This window comes from Nonomuraea sp. NPDC004354 (assembly GCF_053602555.1).
In genome coordinates this window covers 265037-285736 of the sequence record NZ_JBSGDV010000011.1, presented here as the reverse complement: position 1 = coordinate 285736, position 20700 = coordinate 265037, and the positions used below count along the sequence as shown (strand labels likewise).

Here is a 20700-nt window from a genome sequence, read left to right as displayed (position 1 = left end):
GTCAACTTGGGACGACTCCTCGCCCGACACCCCCAAGGAGCACGAGAGTGAAACCCACCCTCCGGCTGGGTGCTGCCGCCATGCTCGCGCTGGCACTGGTCGTGACCACGACCGCGGCGGCGGACCCGCCCACCCCTGCCGAACGCCGCACCGCCGCGTCGGCCGCCAAGAGCGCCCTCCTGGCCCACTCCGAGGCCCTGTTCGCCACCGCCGACGACGAGTTCGCGCTCGTCTCCTCGGTCGGCGGCGTGCGCGGACAGCAGTACCTGACCTACGCCCGCACGCACGCGGGCCTGCCCGTCTACGGCGGCGACGTCGTCATCGTCACCGACGAGTCGGGCCAGGTCGTCCACCAGGTGACCACGGGCCAGCGCGCCGAAGCGGCCGCTCCCGCCACCCCCACCGTGACCGCCGAGCAGGCCGCGCTCGCCGCCCGCAAGCGGGTGCCCACGGTCTCCGGCGTCGGCACCCCCACCCTCGCGATCCACGCCGCCGGCGAGCGGCCCCGGCTGGCCTGGGAGGTGGTCGTCGAGGGGAGGACCGCCAAGGCGCCCAGCAAGCTGCACGTCTACGTCGACGCGTCGTCCGGCCAGATCGTCGACGAGTGGGACGAGGTGCGCGCTGGCACCGGCAACAGCTACTACAACGGCAACCCCGTCCAGATCGCCACCTCGCCGTCGTACTCGATGGTCGACCCGACCCGGCGCGGCCTCCAGTGCGGCGGCCAGAACGGCCAGGCCTACACCGGCACCGACGACACCTGGGGCAACGGCACCGGCACCAACCTGGAGACCGCTTGCGTCGACACGCTGTTCGCGGTCCAGAAGGAATGGGACATGCTGCGCGACTGGCTCAGCCGCGACGGCATCGACGGCCGCGGCGGCGGCTTCCCCGCGCGAGTCGGCCTGGCCGAGGTCAACGCCTACTGGACGGGCTCCTACACCAGCTTCGGCCGCAACTCCGCAGGCACGCAGCAGCTCACCGCGATGGACGTGGTCGGCCACGAGTACGGCCACGGCATCTTCCACACCACCCCCGGCGGCCCCGGCAGCGGCAACGAGACGGGCGGCCTGAACGAGTCGACCGGCGACATCTTCGGCGCGCTGACCGAGCACTACGTCAACGAGCCCGCCACCCTCGACCCGCCCGACTACCTGGTGGGCGAGGAGGTCAACCTGAGCGGCTCGGGGCCGATCCGCAACATGTACAACCCGTCGGCGCTCGGCGACCCCAACTGCTTCCGGCTGCCCGCCCCCGAGGTGCACGCGGGCGCGGGGCCGCAGAACCACTGGTTCTACCTGGTGGCGGAGGGCACCAACCCGCAGGGCAAGCCGGCCAGCTCGCGGTGCGACAACGGCCCGGCGATCACCGGTATCGGCATCCGCAAGGCCGGTGAGATCTTCATGAGCGCGCTGAACACCAAGACGCTCCCGTGGACCCACGCCAAGGCCCGCGTCGCCACGCTCAACGCGGCCAAGACCCTGTACCCGGGCAGCTGTGTGGAGTTCAACGTCGTCAAGGAGGCCTGGTCCGGCGTCAGCGTGCCGGCGCAGGCGGGCGAGCCGACCTGCCAGCAGGGCAGCGACTTCACCGTGGCGCTCGACCCCGCCTCGCGCACGGTCCAGCCGGGCCAGCAGGCGACCACGACCGTGCGGACGACCGCGATCGGCACCGCCCAGTCGATCACCCTGGGCACCGGCACGCTGCCGTCCGGCGTGACGGCGGCCTTCTCCCCCGCCACCATCACGGCGGGGCAGACCTCCACGCTGACCCTGTCCACCTCCTCGGGCACCCCGGTCGGCGCCCACTCCGTCACCGTCATGGCCGACGGCACGGACGTCGACAGGCAGGCGGCCTTCACGCTGACCGTCGGCACGCCACCCGGCCCCGGCACGCCCGACATCCCGGTGGCCAACCTCACCGCGCACCTGAGCCAGCTGCAGAGCATCGGCCCGCGCCCCTCGCCGAGCACCGGCTACACCTCGGCGCTCACCTACATCAGGGGCAAGCTCGACGCGGCCGGATACGCCACCCAGGTGCAGAACTTCACCTACGGCGGCAGGACCCACCAGAACCTGATCGCCGACTGGCCCGGCGGCCCGGCCGGCCAGGTGGTCATGCTGGGCAGCCACCTCGACAGCGTCTCCGCGGGGCCCGGCGTCAACGACAACGGCACCGGCTCCTCCTCGCTGCTGGAGCTGGCCCTCACGCTGGCCGGCCGTAACCCCACCCTGACCAAGCACGTGCGCTTCGCCTGGTGGGGCGCCGAGGAGCTGGGGCTGCGCGGCTCGCAGTACTACGTGCAGACCAGCGGCGTGTCCGGCATCGAGGCCTACCTGAACTTCGACATGACCGGCTCGCCCAATCCGGGCTACTTCGTCTACGACGACGACGCGCAGCTGCAGCGGCTGTTCAACGACTACTACGCGGGCATCGGCGTGCAGACCGAGATCGAGACCGCGGGCGACGGGCGCAGCGACCACGCCCCGTTCAAGGACGCGGGCGTCAGGGTCGGCGGGGTCTTCACCGGCGCCGAGGCGGTCAAGACGACGGCCCAGGCGGCCAAGTGGGGCGGCACCGCCGGGCAAGCGTTCGACCGCTGCTACCACTCCGCGTGCGACACCTACCCGGCCAACGTCAGCACCACGGCGCTCGACCGCAACGCCGACGCCGCGGCCTACGTGCTGTGGAAGCTGGCCGTCGGCGGCGGCGCGGCCGACGACTACACGGTGACGCTGAACCCGTCGTCGGCCACCGTCCAGCCGGGGCAGACGGCCACGGCCACGCTGTCCACCCAGGTCACCTCGGGCAATCCGCAGAGCGTCACGCTGTCGGCGGCCGACGTGCCCAGCGGGGTCACCGTCACCGTCGACCCGCAGACGATCACCTCGGGCCAGACGGCGACGGTGACGATCGCCACGGCCTCGGGTACGGCGCCGGGGGCGTACCCGATCACCGTCAACGCCGACGGCACCGCGGCCGACCACTCGGCCCGCTTCACGCTGACGGTCGGCGGCGGGGAGACCACGTGGGCGGCGTGGACGCCGTACGCGGTGGGTGACGTGGTCAGCTACCAGGGCGTCCGGTACCGCTGCCGGATCGCCCACACCTCGCTGCCGGGCTGGGAGCCGCCCAACGTGCCGGCTCTCTGGCAGCCCGTCTGATCCGTTCCTAGGCGAGCGCGTCCGTACGGCAAGCGGGCCGGCGGCGACCGGGTAGCCGGTGGCTGTACGGCAAGCGGGCGGGCGGCCACCGGGGTAGCCGGTGACCGCCCGCCCATCCCGCGTACTCCAGCAGAAGAACCGGCATAATCCCCCATATGCCCCGAAGGCCCCTCCTGGCGCTCCTGTACCTGGCCCCCGCCTTCGTCCTGGCCGCCACGGTCGTCGTCACCAGGACCGTCACCACCGAGCTCGTCCTGCTCAACGACACGCTGAACCACCCGCTGCTGTTCGGCCTGACCGCCCTGGTCCTCGGCGGGCTGGGCGTGCGCGAGCTGGTCAGGCCGACACCGTGGGCCAGGGCAGTCGTCGTGATCGCGACGATCGCCGGGATGCTCGGCTGGTCGGCCTACGGGCTGCGCTGGTCGATCTTCGACTCCGTCGAGGTGGCCGCGGTGAAGGGGCCGGGCCCGCTCATCCTGATCGTGCGGGAGCAGCACGGCATCTTCGAGACCACGATGACGCTCAGCATCCGCGAGGACGCCGGCCTGCTCAGCCGCGAGTGGTCGCTGTCCTGTCCCGACCTCGATCTCGAGAGGGAGGACCTCCGGTGGGTCGGGTCGACCAGGGTCGAGGCGCGCGTCCCGGGCGAGGACGCGCCCATCGGCGTCGACCTCGACGCGAAGGGCCGTCCGCTCGGGGCGTGCGGGTAGTCGGTCAGCCGGTAGGCGTGGGCTTGACCGTGGGCACAACGCTCGGGGCGTGCGGGTAGCCGGTCAGCCGGTAGGCGTGGGCTTGACCGTGGGCACAACGGTCGGCGGCGGCACCACGGTGACGGAGGTGGTCGGCATGGGCGACGGCAGCGGCGGGCGGGCGTACGGGTAGGTGCAGGTCCGGCCGCGCGGGGTGGACCAGCACTCGGCGGGCGGCTCCCCCCGGTACCCTTCGGGGCCACCCCAGCGATACACCTCGGGGCCGCCTAAGCGGTGCCCTTCCGGGCCGTCCAACCGGTAGCTTTCGGGCCCGCCGAAGCGGTGCCTGCCATGGTCTTCCCAGCGGGCCGTCCGGGGACGGTCGCCGTGGTCGGCGACGCGGAACAGGATCGCCACGGCGGCGCCGCCGAGAACGCCGCCGGCCAACAGGCCGATGAGCCCGGCGCCGATGATCTGGGCGTGCTTCTGCCGGACGAACCCGGCGAAGGTCTCCCGCGGCGGAGGCGGCGGAGGCGGCGGGGACGGCGGAGTCGGCGGAGGCGGTGATGGCGGCGGAGGCGGTGATGGCGGCGGAGGCGGTGGTCCTGCCTGCGACGCACCGGAAGCGGGTGGTGGGGCGCTCTCGGGGTCCGGGCCGCGCGGTGCTTCCTCTTCACCGCGCGGCCCTGCGGCGCGATCATGATCCGCCATCACGATCTCCCTTTACTCGCCCAGAGGGCGCTCCCACCGATGACAATGCCGGATGCCCCATAAATACCGCGTAAATCCGGCATGCGACCAGGGTCGTACATCAGCCTCCGACTCCAGACGGAAGGGCGGCCCCGTGGCGATACGTACAGTGATGGAGTGTTCGGCAAGATTCGAGCCTGGTCGCAGCATCGCCGCATGCTCACGGACGTCCTGTGGGTCACCCCCCTCATCGCGCTGTGCGCCGCCCTGGCGGTCTCCTACACCCAGCCCACGGTCCGTCCACCGATCGACCTGGTGGGTTACCTGGTCCTGACGGCGACGCTCGTGGTGCCGCTGTTCTGGCGCAACAGCCATCCCCGCACCGTGTTCGCCCTCGTCGCGCTGATCAGCTTCGCGCAGTGGCTGACCGAGGTCCCCGCCTTCCCCGCCAACAGCGCGGTGCTGGTCGCGATGTACGCCATGGCCAGCCAGTGCACGTTCAAGTGGGCGCTGGCGGCGGGCCTGGTCTCCGAGCTCGGCATCTTCCTGGCCCTGTCCCAGTGGGACACCGTCAGCCTCGGCATGTTCCTGAGCTGCTCGTTCTTCGTGGTCATGATCTGGCTGACCGGCATCTACGCCAACACGCGCCGCCGCTACCTGGAGGGTCTGGAGGAGCGGGCCGAGCGGGCCGAACGCGAACGCGACCAGCAGGCCAGGATGGCGGCGGCGGCCGAGCGGGCCAGGATCGCCAGGGAACTGCACGACGTGGTCGCGCACAACGTCAGCGTGATCATCGTGCAGGCCGACGGGGCGAGCTACGCCATCGACACCGATCCCGAGCAGGCCAGGCAGGCCGTCCACGCGATCTCGAAGACCGGTCGCGAGGCGCTGGCGGAGATGCGGCGCCTGGTGGGCGTGCTGCGCGAGAACGCCGCCGACCCGGCGGGCGAGGCCGCCGACTACACCCCGCAGCCCGGTCTGGCCCAGCTGGAGGAGCTGGTGCGCGGCTCCGGCCTGCCGGTGGACCTGCGCGTGAGCGGCACCCCGCAGGACCTGCCGGAGGGCGAGCAGCTGGCGATCTACCGGCTGGTCCAGGAGGCGCTGACCAACACCCTCAAGCACGGCGGACCCGGCGCGAGGGCCACGGTGGAGATGGAGTACGGCAGGGGCGAACTCGTGGTCCGTATCACCGACAACGGCAGGGGCGCCGCCGCTCCACGCGGCGTGGGCGGCCACGGCCTGCTCGGCATGCGGGAGCGGGTCTCCATGTACGGCGGAGCCGTCCGGGCCGCCCCCCGGCCGGGCGGCGGCTTCGAGGTGCTGGCCAGGCTGCCGGTGGCCGCATGATCCGGGTCATGCTGGTCGACGACCAGGAGCTGCTGCGCGCCGGTTTCCGGATGGTGCTCGGCGCCCAGCCCGATATCGAGGTGGTGGCCGAGGCCGGCGACGGCGTCTCGGCGCTGGAGCTGCTGAAGGAGGTCGAGGTCGACGTCGTCCTCATGGACGTGCGCATGCCGAGGATGGACGGCGTCGAGGCGACCAGGCTGATCGACGGCCCGAAGGTGCTCATCCTGACCACGTTCGACCTGGACGAGTACGCCTACTCGGCGATCAAGGCGGGCGCCTCCGGCTTCCTGCTGAAAGACGTGCCGCCGTCCGACCTGGTCAGCGCGATCCGCTCGGTGCACAACGGCGACGCGGTGATGGCGCCCAGCGCCACCCGCCGGCTGCTCGACAGGTTCGCCGGGCAGCTGACCGCCGAGCGGCTGCCCGACGGCAGCCTGCTGACGGCCAGGGAGCACGAGGTCATGATGCTGGTGGCGCGCGGCCTGTCCAACACCGAGATCGCCGAGCGGCTGGCGCTGGCGGAGGCGACGGTGAAGACGCACCTGGGCAGGGTGCTGGCCAAGCTGGGGGTGCGCGACCGAGCGCAGGTCGTGGTCTACGCCTACGAGGCGGGGCTGATCGTGCCGTCCGACCGGTCGCCGGAGCGGAGCCCCGACCGGCTCGCACCGCGCATCCCGGATCGGCCGAAAGGCTGATACGGGTCATCTCAGGTGTGACGGGAAGTCCCTCCTCGGGTCCCAGGGAATGCGGTTGTTCCGCCCATAGCGTCTTGTGCGTGACAGCGACACAGATATCTCTACGGCCCGCCGTGGTGGCCACCGGACTGACCAAGACCTACGGGGAGGGCGACACGCGGGTCCACGCGCTGCGCGGCGTGGACGTCTCCTTCGCCACCGGCGCCTTCACCGCGATCATGGGCCCGTCGGGCTCGGGCAAGTCGACGTTGATGCACTGCCTGGCCGGGCTCGACACGGTCACCGCCGGCCACGTCCACATCGGTGACGTCGAGCTGACCGGGCTCGGCGACAAGCAGCTCACCCTGCTGCGCAGGGACCGGATCGGCTTCATCTTCCAGGCGTTCAACCTGCTGCCGACGCTGACCGCCGAGGAGAACATCCGGCTGCCGCTGGAGATCGCCGGACGCCAGGCCGACACCGTGCTGTTCGACCGGGTCATCGAGACCGTCGGCCTGAAGGACAGGCTCGGCCACCGGCCGACCGAGCTGTCCGGCGGCCAGCAGCAGCGCGTCGCCGTCGCCAGGGCGCTGATCAGCAAACCGCAGGTGATCTTCGCCGACGAGCCGACGGGCAACCTCGACTCGCGCAGCGGCGCGGAGGTGCTGTCGTTCCTGCGCACCAGTGTCCGCGAGCTCAACCAGACCATCGTGATGGTCACCCACGACCCCGTCGCCGCCTCCTACGCCGACCGTGTCGTCTTCCTGCGCGACGGCCAGCTGGTCAGCGAACTGGCCCAGCCCACGCCCCAGTCGGTTCTCGACACGCTGATGAGGCTGGAAGCCAAGTGATCAAGACGACCCTCGCAAGCCTGCGGGCGCACAGGCTGCGCCTGCTGCTCACCTCGCTGGCGATCACCCTGGGCGTGGGCTTCATCGCGGGCACGTTCGTTCTCACCGACACCATCGAGGCCGGGTTCGCGCAGAAGGTGACGTCGGACGCCGAGAAGGTGGCGGTCGCCGTCCTGCCGAAGCCGGAGAAGTCGCTCCCCGGGCCGCTCCTCGACCGGCTGCGCGACCTGGACGGCGTGACCGACGCCCAGGGCCAGGTGCGCGGCAACGCCCCGCTGCTGGGCAGGAACGGCAAGACGATCGGGGACCTGCCGACCACCGCGATCTCGGTCACCGACCGGACCACGATCACGGACGGCACCGCCCCTGCGGGCGCCGACCAGGCGGTCGTCGACGAGAACACCGCGCGCAAGCAGGGGTTCAAGGTCGGCGACACGGTCACGGCGCTCGACCGCAAGGGCGCCAAGCAGTCCTTCAAGCTCGTCGGCCTGTTCGACGTCGGCCTGGACCAGGAGCTCGGCTACACCGGCGCCATCGGCTTCACCACGGAGACCGCCCAGCGCATGACGGGCGAGAAGGGCTTTCGCGAGATCGACCTGACCGGTGACGACCCCGCCGCGCTCAAGAAAGCCGTCACGGCGGCCGTCGGCCAGGACTACGAGGTCGCGACCGGCTACGAGCTGGCCGCGGCGATGGCGAAGCGCAACGGCGTGCAGATCGAGTTCATCAAGCTCGGCCTGCTGATCTTCGGACTGATCGCGATGATGGTGGCCGCTCTGGTCATCTACAACACCTTCAACATCCTGGTCGCGCAGCGGACGCGGGAGATGGCGCTGCTGCGCTGCATCGGCGCGACGCGCGGCCAGGTGTTCGGCTCGGTGCTGCTGGAGTCGGTGGCGGTCGGCCTGGTCTCCTCCGTGCTCGGCCTGGCCGTCGGCTACGGCCTGGGCGCGGGCGCGATGGCCGTGCTGCGCAGTTTGGACGCGCCGCTGCCCACCGGGCTCGGCCCGTCGCTGGCCCCCATGACGATCGGCATCGGGCTCGCGGTGGGCCTCGTGGTGACCGTGGGCGCGGCCCTGCTGCCGGCCCGCTCGGCCACCGGCGTCGCGCCGATCGCGGCGCTGCGCAGCCAGAGCGAGGAGCAGACCTTCCGCGCGGGCGTGGTCCGTGTGGTCGTCGCGGCGCTCCTCCTGCTGGCGGGGGCGGGCGCGACCGGCGCCGCGGTGTTCATGGCGCCCGGGGAGCAGGTCTCGCTGTTCGTCGCGATGGGCGGCTGCTCGCTGATCTTCCTGGGGGTCCTCGTCCTGGGTCCCGTGCTGGTCAGGCCGCTGAGCAGGCTGGTCGGCCAGATACCCAAGGTGCTCTTCGGCGTGCCGGGACGGCTGGCCGTCGACAACTCGGGCCGCAACCCCAAGCGGGCGGCCACCACCACGATCGCGCTGACCATCGGCGTGACGCTGATGACGGTCATCTCGGTGATGACCGCCTCGACCAGGGTGACGATGGCGGCCAAGCTCGACTCGCAGTTCCCCGCCGACTACCTGGTCTCCACCCAGGAGCGCGAGGCGGCGATCCCCCGCTCGGTCGCCGAGACGCTGCGGGCCAGGCCCGAGTTCGACTCCGTCCTGCAGATCCGCGACACGACCGCGAAGGTGGGCAAGAACGACAGCGTGGTCGGCACGTTCGCGGGCCCCGCCAAGCTGCAGCCGCTCGGCCCCGGCGAGGTCGCCCTCTCCGGGAGTCTCGCCAAGGAGTGGGGGCTCAGGAAGGGCTCCCCCCTCCAGCTCACCACCGAACGCGAGGGCACGGTGACGCTCAAGGTCGGCCAGTTGATCGACGACGAGAGCCTGCTGCCCGCCGTCACCCTCGCCGCGGACTCCTACGACCAGTACTTCGGCAAGAGCGCCGACTCCAAGCTCTACCTCAAGATCAAGGACGGCGTCGATCCCGACCGGACGCGCGACCTGGTCGAGGCGGCCACCGCCGACTATCCCACCGTGCAGGTGATCAGCTCGACCGACGTGCGCGGGGAGTACGACGACGCGCTCGACATGACGCTGATGATCGTCACCGGACTGCTCGGGCTGGCGATCCTCATCTCGCTGCTCGGCATCGCCAACACGCTGTCGCTGTCGGTCCACGAACGCACCCGCGAGTCGGCGCTGCTGCGGGCGCTCGGCCTGACCAGACCGCAGCTGCGCCGGATGCTGTCGGTCGAGGCGCTGGTGCTCGGCCTGATCGGGGCGCTGGTCGGGGTGACGCTCGGCATCGCCTTCGGCTGGGCGGCCGTCAGGACCATGCTGGAGGGCGCGACACTGTCGGTGCCGTTCGGGCAGATCGCGCTGTTCGTGGCGCTGTCGGGGCTGGCGGGCGTGCTCGCGGCCGTGCTGCCGGCGCGCAAGGCGGCCCGCGCGTCGATCGTGTCGTCGCTGGCCGGCGGCTGACACCTCGCCGGCGGCGGCCCCGGCCCACCGGCGGGTACGGCCGGCGGTGGCCGCCGGCCGCCGGCGCCGGGGGTCAGCGCGGGTGGCGGCCCGGCCACTGCTCGGCGACCGTCTCGGGGTCGAGCAACGGCCTGATCGCCACCTCGCCGGTGCGCCTGTCGATCACGATGCACCCGCCGCCGACCGTCTCGGGCAGCACCGACGGGTCGTCGGGCTCGGACGCCTTGACCCACACCACATAGCCCTCGCCGAAGGCGTAGAGGCCCAGCTCCAGCGGCTCGGACCGGCCGCCGTTGAAGTACTCCTCCGCCACCGCGCGCGCCTGGTCCAGGTTCACCCCTGCTCACCCCGCCGGTCGACGATCGCGCAGAACACGCCGGTCACCGTCTCGTAGGGCGGCTCGACCGCCATGTGCCCGCGCTGCGCGTCGATCCAGATCACCTCGCCGTCGGCGTTGACGGCGTTCCACGCATGGGAGCCGCCGCCGGGCCAGCGCACCACGATGACCGCCGACGCGCCGTGGCCCGCCTCCGCCAGCCGCCCGGCGATCACCGGGTAGGCCGGTCTGCCCTGGCCCACGAACTCCAGCCGCTGCCCCATCCAGCGTTCGATCCTGGCCGTGCCGCCCGACTCGCCCATGAGCAGGGGGCGGCCCACCGTGTCGTACTCGGGCTGCCTCGGCGCCGCGACCACCGGCTCGCCGTGCCAGCTGGACACCACCGCGAGCGCGCAGTCGGCCGCGTTACCCGCCCTGAACGGGTCCTCCGCGGCGCCCATGCCGTTGACCAGCCGCACCCACGTGCCGCGCGGGTCGGCGAACCTGGTGCCCGGCGGCAGCGCCTGCGCCAGGTCGGACTCGGCCTGCGGGTCGGCGCGGGCCAGCCCGCCCGGCACGCCGTACGGCCGGCACTCGGCCAGCCGCGGCGGGCGGTGCGGCAGGTCGAACCAGTCGGGATCCTGCGCGACGGGCTCCGGCACGTCGGCGGCCGCCCGCTCGTAGTCGCGCCACCGGACCCCGTCGGCGATCAGCGGGTCGTAGCGGCCCTCGGGAAGGCTCTCGCGAAACATCTCGCCGCCTCCTTCCGTCATCGACGACTGATCGTAGGGGGAGGATCGCTCACCGTCACGGGGTTCCGCCGATTTGGCTGGAGACCGACTGAACACTTGGACGGCGAGCACTCCGCAATCCCGCGATGATCCGGCGCGGTTGTCGGCCGCCGCGCATATCCTCGATCGGTCGGCCCGATGCGGCGACTGTCCGAGGCTCGTCGGCCCGGTGCGTGCCCACGCCGCTCGACTGATCAAGGCACAGGAGGGCGCTGGAGTGTTGCTGACCCGGCTGACAGCCCGCAGCCTGCCTTCGGGCTGGCCCGCGACACTGGCTCCGGTCCGCTACCTGGCCGAGCATGGTCTGACGCTTACGGCGCCCGTCACCTTCCTGGTCGGGGAGAACGGCTCGGGTAAGTCCACGATCGTCGAAGCCATCGCTGATGCGTGCGGCATCAACTCCGAAGGCGGCAAGGCCGGTACGAAGTACGCCAGCACGGGCCCGGCCACTCCCTTGGGTGAGGTTCTCGATGCCGAGCTGACCACTCTGGGATGGCGTCTGCTGCACGGCCCCCGGCTCAAGCGGCGGGCGTTCTTCTTCAGGGCGGAAACCCTCTTCAACCTCGGGCGCAACGTCTCCGGCAGATACGGGTTCTGGGAAGAGGACCTGACGGAGCAATCCCACGGCGAGGGGTTCTTCACCGTGCTCGAGCGCATGGTGTCGGGACCGGGGCTGTACCTGATGGACGAACCCGAGGCCGCTCTGTCGTTCCACTCATGCGTGCGACTGGTCGGGCTCATGCACCGAGTAGCCCAAGACGGCGGCCAGATCATCTGCGCCACTCATTCACCGATCCTCGCGAGCCTGCCCGGAGCGCAGATCACCGAACTCGGCGACCACGGCATCGTCACCGCCACCTGGGAGAAACTCGACGTGGTGGACCACTGGCGACGCTTCTTGGCCAAGCCGGACTTCTACCTCCGCCATGCCTTGGAGCCGGATTAGCACGAGCTCCCATGGCGGCGACCCGGTAGTCGATCTTGCTGGGTCTCGGAAGCCATACGGTGTCCGGCGGTTGCGGGCGGCCTGGCCGCTCCCGGCCGGGCAACATCGATCATGCGGCGACCGGAACCGGCCAGCCACCCCCCCTCACAGGAACGACCAGAACCGGCCAGCCAACCCCTCACATGAGCCGGCCAGCCAACCCCTCACAGGAACGACCAGAGCCGGTCAGCCGACCCCTCATCGGACAACAGGGCCGGTCAGTCGACCCGGACCGAGATGGTGTGCCAGCCGGTCGCCCCGTCGGGCGCCACCGGCGCCTGCCGTCCGGTCTGGGTACGGCCCGCGGCGTCTGTCGCCCGCACCTCGATCGTGTGGCCGCCCGCCGTCGCGTCCCAGTCCAGGGCCCACTGCCGCCAGGTGTCCGGCCCCGGCACCTCCGCCAGCCTGGCCCGCTGCCAGGCGCCTCCGTCGATCCGCACCTCCACGGCCGCGACGCCGGTGTGCTGCGCCCACGCCACCCCCGCGATCGTCGTACGGCCGCGCCTCAGCCTCGCGCCGGGCTTGGGCACGTCGATCCGCGACTGGGTCTTGATCGGCGCCTTGGCCGCCCACCCGCGCGGCGTCCAGTACGCCTCGTCGACGTCGAACCGTGTCACCTTGATGTCGACCACCCACTTGGTGGCCGACACGTACCCGTAGAGCCCCGGCACCACCTGCCTGACCGGGAAGCCGTGGTCGACGGGCAGCACCTCCCCGTTCATCGCGACGGCGAACAGCGCGTCCCTGCCGTCCAGCACGACGTCCACCGGCGTGCCACAGGTGAACCCGTCCGCCGACGTGGACAGCAGCATGTCGGCGTCGCGCTGGATGCCCGCCGCGCGCAGGACGTCCGCCATCCGCACTCCCAGCCACCGGGCGTTGCCCACGTACTGCCCGCCGACCTCGTTGGACACGCAGGTGAGCGTGATGTCGGCCTCGGTCAGCGGTCGCCTGAGCAGGTCGTCGAACGTGAGCTCGATCGGCCGGTCCACCATGCCGTGGATGCGCAGCGTCCAGGTGTTCGGGTTCACCTGGGGGACGATGATGGCGGTGTCGACACGGTAGAAGTCCCTGTTCGGCGTGACGAACGGCGACAGCCCGCCGATCCTGAAGTCGGCCCCGCGGGGCAGCGGCCCGGCGGGCGTGGCGGGTCTCGGCAGCGCCACGCCGACCCTGGCCGTGTCACCCACCCGGCGGCCGGACAGGACCTGCCCCGCGACCGCGGCCGCCCCCGCGACGGCGATCCCACCGGCCACGCCGAGCACGAACCGCCGCCGGTCAAGGCCGGGTAGCGGCTCTCCTGCCCGACTGGCCGCAGAAGAGCTGGGGATCGAAGAAGACGCCGGCGCAAGGGAAGAGGCGGGTGTCGAGGCAGATCCGGGGGTCAGGGAAGACGCCGGTCCAGGAGACGAACCAGGAGCCGAGGAAGACTCGGGAGCCAAGGAAGACCCCGGTCCAGAAGACGAACCAGGAGCCGAGGAAGACCTCGGTGCCGGAGCAGACTCCGGGATCGGAGAAGACGCCGGTGTGGCAGAAGGCCCCGGCGCCGAAGAAGATTTCGGGACTGCAGAAGATCCGGGTGCCGAAGGAGATTCCGGAATCGGAGAAGATCCCGGTGCCGGAGGAGATTCCGGGATCGGAGAAGACGCTGGTGCCGCGGGATACTCAGCTGTCGAAGGGGAGGCAGGTGGAGAAGAGGCCGGGGGCCGAGTGAAGGTGGAGGGTGCCGGTCCGGCCGGAAGGGGCTGCACGGCGTGCCGGAACAGCAGCGTCAACGCCCACGACCCCGCCAACGCCCCCACAACCGTCGCGAGCCCGTCAGCGGCGCCCGCGCCCGGCCTGGTGAGCACCGCCAGCAGCCCCACCACCCCGAACACCGCGAAACCCGCCTGACCGAGGCCCACACCCCGCCGTGACAGCACCCCGAGCGCGGCGGCGACGAGCGCGAGCACGACCACCACCCCGGCCACGAGGACCGTCTTGTCGCTCTCCCCGAACGTCGCGATCGCCCACTCCTTGGCGGGCGCGGGCGCCAGGTCCACCAACGCGTCGCCCACCGCGACGACGGGGAACGACCCCGGCCCCACCAGCGCCGCGACCAGGTACCCGACGCCCAGCGCCACCGCTCCGGCGACCAGCCCGACGACCGCTGCCGCCCACGCGGGCACGGCCTTGCCACTCTCCACGCTCTCCACGGGAAAACGCTACGCCCGCCCCGGAGCGGGAGATCTTACGTAGCGGTGACGAAACTAGGCGACGTCACGGCGGGTGCGTGTCGCCGCTGGAGTGGCGTGACGGACGGGCGGTCAGCGGCGACCGCGGTGGCCTTGACCCGGCTTGCCGTACGGGAAGGATGACCGCGCGGCGCACGGCTCACCGCGAAGGCGAAGCGCGGCGCACGGCTCACCGCGAAGCGCGGACTCGGAGCGCCGCAAAAGCGCGGCACCCGGCGCGCCGTACGGGAAGGATGGCCGGCGCGGGCGGGGTCAGGAGAGTACGGCGGCGACGATCGGGGCGAGGGCGCGGAAGGCGCGGCCGCGGTGGCTGATCGCGTCCTTCTCGGCCGGGTCCATCTGCGCGGTCGTGCGCGACTCCCCGTCCGGCACGAAGATCGGGTCGTAGCCGAACCCGTTGCTCCCCCGCCGTTCCCTCAGCAGCCGTCCCGTCAGCTCGCCCTCGACGACCCGTTCCTCGCCGGACGGCAGCGCCAGCGCGGCCGCGCACACGAACCGGCCGGTGCGCCGCGCGTCGGGCACGTCGGACACCTGGGCGAGCAGCAGGTCGAGGTTTGCGTCGTCGTCGCCGTGCTTGCCCGACCAGCGTGCCGAGAACACGCCGGGCATGCCGTTGAGGGCGTCGACGCACAGCCCCGAGTCGTCGGCGACGGCGGGCAGGCCGGAGCCCTGGGCGACGGCGTGCGCCTTGAGCAGGGCGTTCTCGGCGAACGTCAGGCCCGTCTCGGCCACCTCGCCGATCTCGGGGAACTCCTCGAGGCCCACGACCTCGAACCCGTCGAGGATCCGGCGCAGCTCGACGATCTTGCCGGTGTTGCGGGTCGCCAGCACGATTCTCATCGGCCCAGTGCCTCCTGCTGGTGCAGCGTCAGTTCTTCACAGCCCGTGGCGGCGAGGTCGAGCAGCTGGTTGAGCGCCCGCCGGTCGAACGGCGCGCCCTCCGCGGTGCCCTGGACCTCGACGAACGCCCCGGAGCCTGTCATCACGACGTTCATGTCGGTCTCGGCGGCGACGTCCTCGACGTAGCAGAGGTCGAGCATCGGCGTGGACTTCACCACGCCGACCGACACCGCCGCCACCGAGTCGACGAGCGGGTCGCCGGGGCACATCTTCCGCTCGCGCATCCACGCCACCGCGTCGGCCAGCGCGACGTAGGCGCCGGTGATCGCGGCGGTGCGGGTGCCGCCGTCGGCCTGCAGGACGTCGCAGTCGAGCAGGACGGAGTTCTCGCCGAGCGCCTTGTAGTCGACGCACGCGCGCAGCGAGCGGCCGATCAGCCGGGAGATCTCGTGGGTGCGCCCGCCGATCTTGCCCTTCACCGACTCGCGGTCGTTGCGGGTGTTGGTGGCCCGCGGCAGCATCGCGTACTCGGCGGTCACCCAGCCCTGCCCGCTGCCCCTGCGCCAGCGCGGCACGCTGTCCTGGACGGAGGCGGCGCACAGCACGCGCGTGTTGCCGAATTCCACCAGCACGGAACCTTCGGCGTGCGCGAGCCACCCCCTGGTGATCTTCACCGGGCGAAGCTGGTCAGGGGCACGTCCATCCTGTCGAGACATGCAGATCACCCTATCCCCGTGTAAGAACGCCCTTGACCGTTCAGGTCAGGTCGTAGACGGCGCCGCTGCGGGCCAGCTCGATCGGTCCGCCGAAGCCGCCGTGCGCGGCCTCCTCGAGCACGGTGGCGCTGTCGTTCCATGGAACCAGGTGGGTCAGGACGAGCCTGCCCGCCTTCGCCTTGGCCGCGTGCTCGGCCGCCTGGCGCCCCGTCATGTGCAGGTCGGGCGTGAGGCCGGGGCGTTCGACGAAGGACGCCTCGCACAGCAGCAGGTCGGCGCCGTCAGCCAGCTTCACCAGTTCGGCGCACTCGCCGGTGTCGCCGGAGTAGGCCAGCGTCCTGCCCGCGTGCGCGACGCGGAAGCCGTAGGCCTCGACGGGGTGGTTGACCAGGCCCGCCGTGACTTCGAAGGGGCCGATCGCGAACCGTCCCGGCGCCAGCGGCCTGAACTCGAAGGCGGTCTCCAGGCCCGGCTCCTCCGGCATGCCGTAGGCGGCGGCGAGCCTTCGGGGCGCGTCGCGCGGCGCGTAGACCGGGATGCGCGGGTACGGCGCGCCCGGCCCGTAGGTGCGGACCACGTGGTAGCCGCAGATGTCCAGGCAGTGGTCGGCGTGCAGGTGCGACAGGCAGATGGCGTCGATGTCGTAGAGGCCGATGTGGCGCTGGAGCGGGCCCAGGGAGCCGCTGCCGAAGTCGAGCAGCAGGCGGAAGCCCTCGGCCTCGACCAGGTAGCAGGACGCTGGGCTGTCGGGTCCGGGAAAGCTCCCCGAGCATCCGACGATCGTCACCTTCATGCGGACCTCCCGTTCGAGGTGGTGCTACCCCCGACAGCGGCCAGCTCGACCGCCTGGATCTCGGGCCCGAGGAAGCGCCTGCCCAGTTCGGCGAAGAGCGCGGAGTCACCGGTCACGCGGAAGCGGTGCTGGGGGGAGGTGACACCGTTGGCGAGACCGCGGTCGTGGAGGATCCGGTAGACGTCCTTGGCCGTCTCCTCCGCGCTGGAGACGAGCGTGACGTCGTCGCCCGCGACGTAGGAGATGGCGCCGGTCAGCAGCGGGTAGTGGGTGCAGCCCAGGATGAGGGTGTCGCACCCCGCCTCCTGGACGGGTGCCAGGTAGCCGCGGACGACCTCGATGAGCTCGTCGCTCATCGTCTCGCCGCGCTCCACGTACTCGACCAGGCGCGGGGCGGCCACGCTGGTGAGGGTGACGTCGGGGGCGGCGGCGAAGGCGTCCTGGTAGGCCATCGACCCGATGGTCGCGGTCGTCGCGATCACGCCGACCTTGCCGTTGCGGGTGGCCTTGACGGCACGCCTGGTGGCCGGCTGGATCACCTCGACCACGGGAACGTCGTAGCGCTCACGCGCGTCGCGCAGCACGGCGGCGCTGGCGCTGTTGCAGGCGATGACGAGCATCTTGACGTCGTTCTCGACGAGGTGGTCCATCACCTCCAACGCGTAGCCGCGTAGTTCGGCGATCTTTTTCGGCCCGTACGGCTGGCGGGCCGTGTCGGCCACGTAGGTGATGGACTCGTGGGGCAGCTGATCGATGATCGCCCTGGCGACGGTCAGGCCGCCTACCCCGCTGTCGAAGATTCCAATGCTCGCGTCCGGCACGTTTCAGAGGGTAGGCGACCTGCGGGATCACCACAGCGTAAGAATCCTCACAAGGGCGCCCGGCGGGTCGCGTCAGCCGCGTCCCACCCGGGCCAGCTGGCGTGACTGGGCCACCAGCCGTCCGGCCGAGTCCCACACCTCGACCTCCTCGTCGAACCACCCGTCGGCGACGAGCCGTCCGCTGCCCAGCAGGGTGAGCCAGCCGGGAGCGGGCAGCGCGCGCAGGTGCCAGGTGAGGTCGACGGTCGGCGCCCAGCCTCGCTGCCCGGCCGAGAACACCACGGGCGGCAGCGCGTCCACGGCCAGCGCGAGCACGAAGGGGTCGGGGTCCTGCGGCTCGGCCATCCTGAAGTAGGCGCGCGCCTCGGGACGCCCTGTGGGCCGGCCGTGCAGCCATCCGATCGTGGGCGGGTCGAAGCGCATCTCCAGCTGCGCGTTCAACGTCATCCCCGACTCGGGCTTCGGATCGGGCAGCGTGCCGCATTCCGCGATGTCCGGCATCCCAATTACCGACTTATCCGCGTATATCGGCTCGACGTCGGTCAAGGTGGCCGTCGTCACCAGTGATTCCAGCTGCGCGACGTCGTCCTGGACCAACCTCACCCGCGCGAACGCCGCCGTCCCTCCTGCTTTCAGCGGCTCCACCACCACCTTGGCGGGCCCGGGACGCGGCGCGCGCAGGAACTGCACGGCCGTACTGACCGGGTGCGCGTGCGGCGAGGCGTCCACCGCGGCCCGCAGGAGCACCGCCATCAGGTATCCGCCGTTGAGCGGGCCGCCGATGGAGTAGCCGGGATCGAGGCACACGTCGTAGACGCCCTCGTCGATCCTGATCGCCTGCGTCGCCTCGTCGAACTTGGTCATACCTTCTCCCGAACTAAGTTCTAGTGGCTCCATACTCTACGACATTGCGATCACAGCGCGCCTACCTGCGAAAACGCCCTCTCGATGGAAGAGTTGGATCATGGTGGGTTTGACAGCACTCATGGGCCAGTCCGTCTGGGACGCCCGGGGCGTGTGGGTCGGCTACGTGGTCGACGTCCGCGTGGTGAGGAACAGGGACGAGTCCATGCACAGCCATACCGTGATGGGGCTCGTGGTCTCCGCGCATCGCGCTCCCGTCATGCTCGGGCTGACCAGGGACCGGGAGGGCAGTCTCGGCTGGCTGTCGGAGCTGCTGGCCCGCGTCGTCTACGCGGGTTGCACGTTCGTGCCCTGGGACGCCGTCGACTCCAGCGACACCGGCGAAGTACACCTCACGGCGCTGCGCAAGGAACTGAGCAGGGTCTAGGCAGCGCGGCAAATCTTCCGGTTTCAGTACTTTGCAACCAGCTCTCTAGTCACATGCACTAACTTCTCTGTGGTCAATAAGTCCACATTGTGAGTTGAGTGATGTCGGCGAATACTCCCCCTGGCGGCCAGGATCCGGACCGGACCACGGCCTACCGATGGAACGAAGGACAACCGCAGGGCGGCCAGCCGTACCCGCAGCAGCCCTACCCGCCCCAGCAGCACTACCAGCAGCAGCAGCCATACCAGCAGCAGCCCCAGCAGCCCCAGCAACCGCAGTACGGCCAGGGACAGCAGGGCTACGGGCAGCCCGGCTACGGCCAGCAGGGTCCTGGACAGCAGGGCTATGGACAGCAGGGCTATGGCCAGCAGCAGCCGGGCCATGGCCAGCAGCAGCAGCCGTACCAGCAGACGCAGCAGTTCTCCTACGGCGAGCAGGCGCCGCAGGAGTCGGCGGGATGGCAGCAGCAGGGCCCTGAAGGGTGGGGTCCGCCGCAGCCGCAGCCGGGCAAGAAGGGTGGCAGGGGCTGGCTGATCGCGGGCATCGCGGCCCTTCTGGTCGTGCTCGTCGGCGGTGGCGGCGTCTGGGCCGCCGCCTCCTTCCTCGGCGGTGGCGGCACGCAGCCGCACGAGGTGCTTCCCGGCGGCGCGATGGCCTATGTCCGCATCGACCTCGACCCGGCCGCCAACCAGAAGATCGCGCTGTTCAACCTGGCCAGGAAGTTCACCGTCACCAAGGACACGTTCACCGGTGACGACCCGCGGAAGGCGCTGTTCGAGGCGATCAAGTCCGACAGCGACGACCTGAAGGACGTCGACTTCGCCAAGGACGTGGACCCGTGGCTCGGCAGCAGGCTCGGCCTCGCCGTCCTCCCGCCGCCCGCCAAGGACGAGGATCCCGGCATCGCCTTCGCCGTCCAGGTCAAGGACGCGGAAGCGGCCAAGGCCGGCATCGCCAAGCTGATGGGTGACGAGAAGTACGGCATCGCCTTCCGCGAGGACTACGCGATCCTCAGCGAGGACCAGGCGGCGGCCGACAAGTACGCCGCGGCTCCCACGCTCGCCGAGAGCGACGACTTCAGCTCCGACCTCGACGCGCTCGGCGAGCCCGGCGTGCTGTCGACGTGGATGAGCTTCGGGAAGATGGTCGAGTTCGCCGAGGCGGACATGGCCGGGCTGCCCGAGCAGTCGAAGCAGATGCTGGAGAAGATGAAGAACGCCCGGTTCGCCGCGGCCCTGCGCTTCGACTCCGCCTACGCCGAGTTCGCCGGCATCGTCCGTGGCGCCGAGGCGATGGCGATCGGCGACCCGCAGGCCGCCGACCTGTCCACGCTGCCCGCCTCCACCGTGGGCGCGCTGTCCATCTCCGGCTTGGACGAGGCGATCACCAAGCAGTGGGGCGAGCTGCAGACGAGCCTGGCCGCGACCGAGGAGGGCGCCGGCTTCCAGCAGTTCGTGGACATGGCCCAGCAGAAGTACGGCCTGACGCTGCCCGCCGACCTGGCGACGCTGCTCGGCAAGAACCTGACCGTCGCGCTCGACGGCGACGGCCTGGCCAACCTCGACCAGGGCGGCATGCCCAAGGCAGGCGTCAAGATCGTCACTGACCCGGCCAAGGCGCAGGAGGTCATCGGGAAGATCGAGAAGGCCTTCACCGACCAGGGCCAGCCCGCGCCGCAGATCGCCAAGGTCCCCGGCGACGGCACGTTCACCCTCGCGACCACGCCCGAGTACGCGAAGCTGCTGTCGGAGGACGGCGCGCTGGGCGACAGCGAGAACTTCAAGAACGCGATCCCCGACGCCTCCAGCGCGACCTTCGCCCTGTTCGTCGACGTGGACAAGATCGAGCCGCTGTACCTGAACAGCCTCTCCGGCGACGACCAGGCCAACGCCAAGGTCTTCAGCGCGGTGGGCTTCAGCGGCAAGCAGAGCGGCGGCGAGGCCGACTTCTCGCTCCGCGTCCTGTTCAACTGAGCCGACGATCGAAAGGGCCGCGCCCCGGGGACTCCCGGGGCGCGGCCCTTCTCGTTCCATCCGTCCGCGGCGGCCCCACGT

At 71.2% G+C, this 20700-nt stretch carries 20 protein-coding genes; 11 read left to right on the top strand and 9 right to left on the bottom strand.

Annotated elements, in window-relative coordinates; translation table 11 throughout:
* The first annotated feature begins 47 nt into the window (after nt 1–47).
* Together ACWENQ_RS28375 and ACWENQ_RS28370 are read left to right on the top strand one after the other, a co-directional pair.
* Entirely contained in the window at nt 48–3164 is a 3117-nt protein-coding gene (locus ACWENQ_RS28375) for a M28 family peptidase (protein ID WP_452416971.1), read from the top strand.
* Between the two features lie 155 nt (nt 3165–3319).
* Nucleotides 3320–3874: a hypothetical protein gene (locus ACWENQ_RS28370; protein WP_452416969.1), complete on the top strand. Its 555-nt coding sequence runs from the start codon at nt 3320–3322 to the stop codon at nt 3872–3874.
* Between the two features lie 63 nt (nt 3875–3937).
* Here ACWENQ_RS28370 and ACWENQ_RS28365 read toward each other — a convergent pair whose 3' ends face one another.
* Nucleotides 3938–4300 (bottom strand): hypothetical protein, encoded by a 363-nt coding sequence (locus ACWENQ_RS28365; RefSeq protein ID WP_452416968.1) that lies wholly within the window; start codon nt 4298–4300, stop codon nt 3938–3940.
* Between the two features lie 345 nt (nt 4301–4645).
* Here ACWENQ_RS28365 and ACWENQ_RS28360 point away from each other — a divergent pair, with 345 nt between their 5' ends.
* The 4 genes from ACWENQ_RS28360 (at nt 4646) to ACWENQ_RS28345 (ending at nt 9859) form a co-directional block, all read left to right on the top strand.
* Nucleotides 4646–5890 carry a sensor histidine kinase gene (locus tag ACWENQ_RS28360; protein ID WP_452416966.1) on the top strand — a complete coding sequence of 415 codons (1245 nt, stop codon included), beginning with the start codon at nt 4646–4648 and terminating at the stop codon, nt 5888–5890.
* Entirely contained in the window at nt 5887–6585 is a 699-nt protein-coding gene (locus ACWENQ_RS28355; RefSeq protein ID WP_354917437.1) for a response regulator transcription factor, read from the top strand. Before ACWENQ_RS28360 ends, ACWENQ_RS28355 begins: the two co-directional genes overlap by 4 nt.
* A gap of 80 nt (nt 6586–6665) precedes the next feature.
* Complete coding sequence (locus ACWENQ_RS28350; RefSeq protein ID WP_452416964.1) at nt 6666–7415, top strand: ABC transporter ATP-binding protein; 750 nt, start codon at nt 6666–6668, stop codon at nt 7413–7415.
* Nucleotides 7412–9859: an ABC transporter permease gene (locus tag ACWENQ_RS28345; RefSeq protein ID WP_452416963.1), complete on the top strand. Its 2448-nt coding sequence runs from the start codon at nt 7412–7414 to the stop codon at nt 9857–9859. Before ACWENQ_RS28350 ends, ACWENQ_RS28345 begins: the two co-directional genes overlap by 4 nt.
* A 73-nt stretch (nt 9860–9932) precedes the next feature.
* Here the strand turns inward: ACWENQ_RS28345 and ACWENQ_RS28340 are convergent, their stop codons facing one another.
* Together ACWENQ_RS28340 and ACWENQ_RS28335 are read right to left on the bottom strand one after the other, a co-directional pair.
* On the bottom strand, nt 9933–10196 hold the full coding sequence (locus ACWENQ_RS28340; RefSeq protein WP_354917428.1) for a hypothetical protein: 264 nt from the start codon (nt 10194–10196) through the stop codon (nt 9933–9935).
* The gene (locus ACWENQ_RS28335; RefSeq protein WP_354917425.1) at nt 10193–10927 is read right to left on the bottom strand and encodes a toxin glutamine deamidase domain-containing protein; all 735 of its coding nucleotides are present in this window, start codon (nt 10925–10927) and stop codon (nt 10193–10195) included. The genes ACWENQ_RS28340 and ACWENQ_RS28335 overlap by 4 nt, the downstream gene beginning before the upstream one ends.
* A 256-nt stretch (nt 10928–11183) precedes the next feature.
* Here ACWENQ_RS28335 and ACWENQ_RS28330 point away from each other — a divergent pair, with 256 nt between their 5' ends.
* Entirely contained in the window at nt 11184–11912 is a 729-nt protein-coding gene (locus tag ACWENQ_RS28330; protein ID WP_452416961.1) for an AAA family ATPase, read from the top strand.
* Nucleotides 11913–12169: 257 nt separating this feature from the next.
* Here the strand turns inward: ACWENQ_RS28330 and ACWENQ_RS28325 are convergent, their stop codons facing one another.
* Complete coding sequence (locus ACWENQ_RS28325) at nt 12170–13207, bottom strand: molybdopterin-dependent oxidoreductase (protein WP_452416959.1); 1038 nt, start codon at nt 13205–13207, stop codon at nt 12170–12172.
* Nucleotides 13208–13314: 107 nt separating this feature from the next.
* Between ACWENQ_RS28325 and ACWENQ_RS28320 the strand changes: the two genes are divergently transcribed.
* Nucleotides 13315–13665, top strand: a complete 351-nt coding sequence (locus ACWENQ_RS28320; RefSeq protein WP_452416958.1) for a hypothetical protein — start codon at nt 13315–13317, stop codon at nt 13663–13665.
* A gap of 266 nt (nt 13666–13931) precedes the next feature.
* On the top strand, nt 13932–14189 hold the full coding sequence (locus tag ACWENQ_RS28315) for a hypothetical protein (RefSeq protein WP_452416956.1): 258 nt from the start codon (nt 13932–13934) through the stop codon (nt 14187–14189).
* A gap of 248 nt (nt 14190–14437) precedes the next feature.
* Here the strand turns inward: ACWENQ_RS28315 and rdgB are convergent, their stop codons facing one another.
* The 5 genes from rdgB to ACWENQ_RS28290 form a co-directional block, all read right to left on the bottom strand.
* Complete coding sequence (gene rdgB, locus ACWENQ_RS28310) at nt 14438–15025, bottom strand: RdgB/HAM1 family non-canonical purine NTP pyrophosphatase (protein ID WP_354917416.1); 588 nt, start codon at nt 15023–15025, stop codon at nt 14438–14440.
* Nucleotides 15022–15741 (bottom strand): ribonuclease PH, encoded by a 720-nt coding sequence (rph, locus tag ACWENQ_RS28305; RefSeq protein ID WP_452416954.1) that lies wholly within the window; start codon nt 15739–15741, stop codon nt 15022–15024. The genes rdgB and rph overlap by 4 nt, the downstream gene beginning before the upstream one ends.
* 40 nt (nt 15742–15781) lie before the next feature.
* On the bottom strand, nt 15782–16534 hold the full coding sequence (locus tag ACWENQ_RS28300) for an MBL fold metallo-hydrolase (RefSeq protein ID WP_354917411.1): 753 nt from the start codon (nt 16532–16534) through the stop codon (nt 15782–15784).
* On the bottom strand, nt 16531–17355 hold the full coding sequence (gene murI, locus ACWENQ_RS28295; RefSeq protein WP_452416952.1) for a glutamate racemase: 825 nt from the start codon (nt 17353–17355) through the stop codon (nt 16531–16533). The genes ACWENQ_RS28300 and murI overlap by 4 nt, the downstream gene beginning before the upstream one ends.
* A 72-nt stretch (nt 17356–17427) precedes the next feature.
* Nucleotides 17428–18219 carry a thioesterase family protein gene (locus tag ACWENQ_RS28290; protein ID WP_452416950.1) on the bottom strand — a complete coding sequence of 264 codons (792 nt, stop codon included), beginning with the start codon at nt 18217–18219 and terminating at the stop codon, nt 17428–17430.
* A gap of 109 nt (nt 18220–18328) precedes the next feature.
* Between ACWENQ_RS28290 and ACWENQ_RS28285 the strand changes: the two genes are divergently transcribed.
* The gene (locus tag ACWENQ_RS28285) at nt 18329–18646 is read left to right on the top strand and encodes a hypothetical protein (protein ID WP_449926515.1); all 318 of its coding nucleotides are present in this window, start codon (nt 18329–18331) and stop codon (nt 18644–18646) included.
* 101 nt (nt 18647–18747) lie between these two features.
* Nucleotides 18748–20619, top strand: coding sequence for a DUF3352 domain-containing protein (locus ACWENQ_RS28280; RefSeq protein WP_452416982.1), 1872 nt, complete (start codon nt 18748–18750; stop codon nt 20617–20619).
* The last annotated feature ends 81 nt before the right edge of the window (nt 20620–20700 follow it).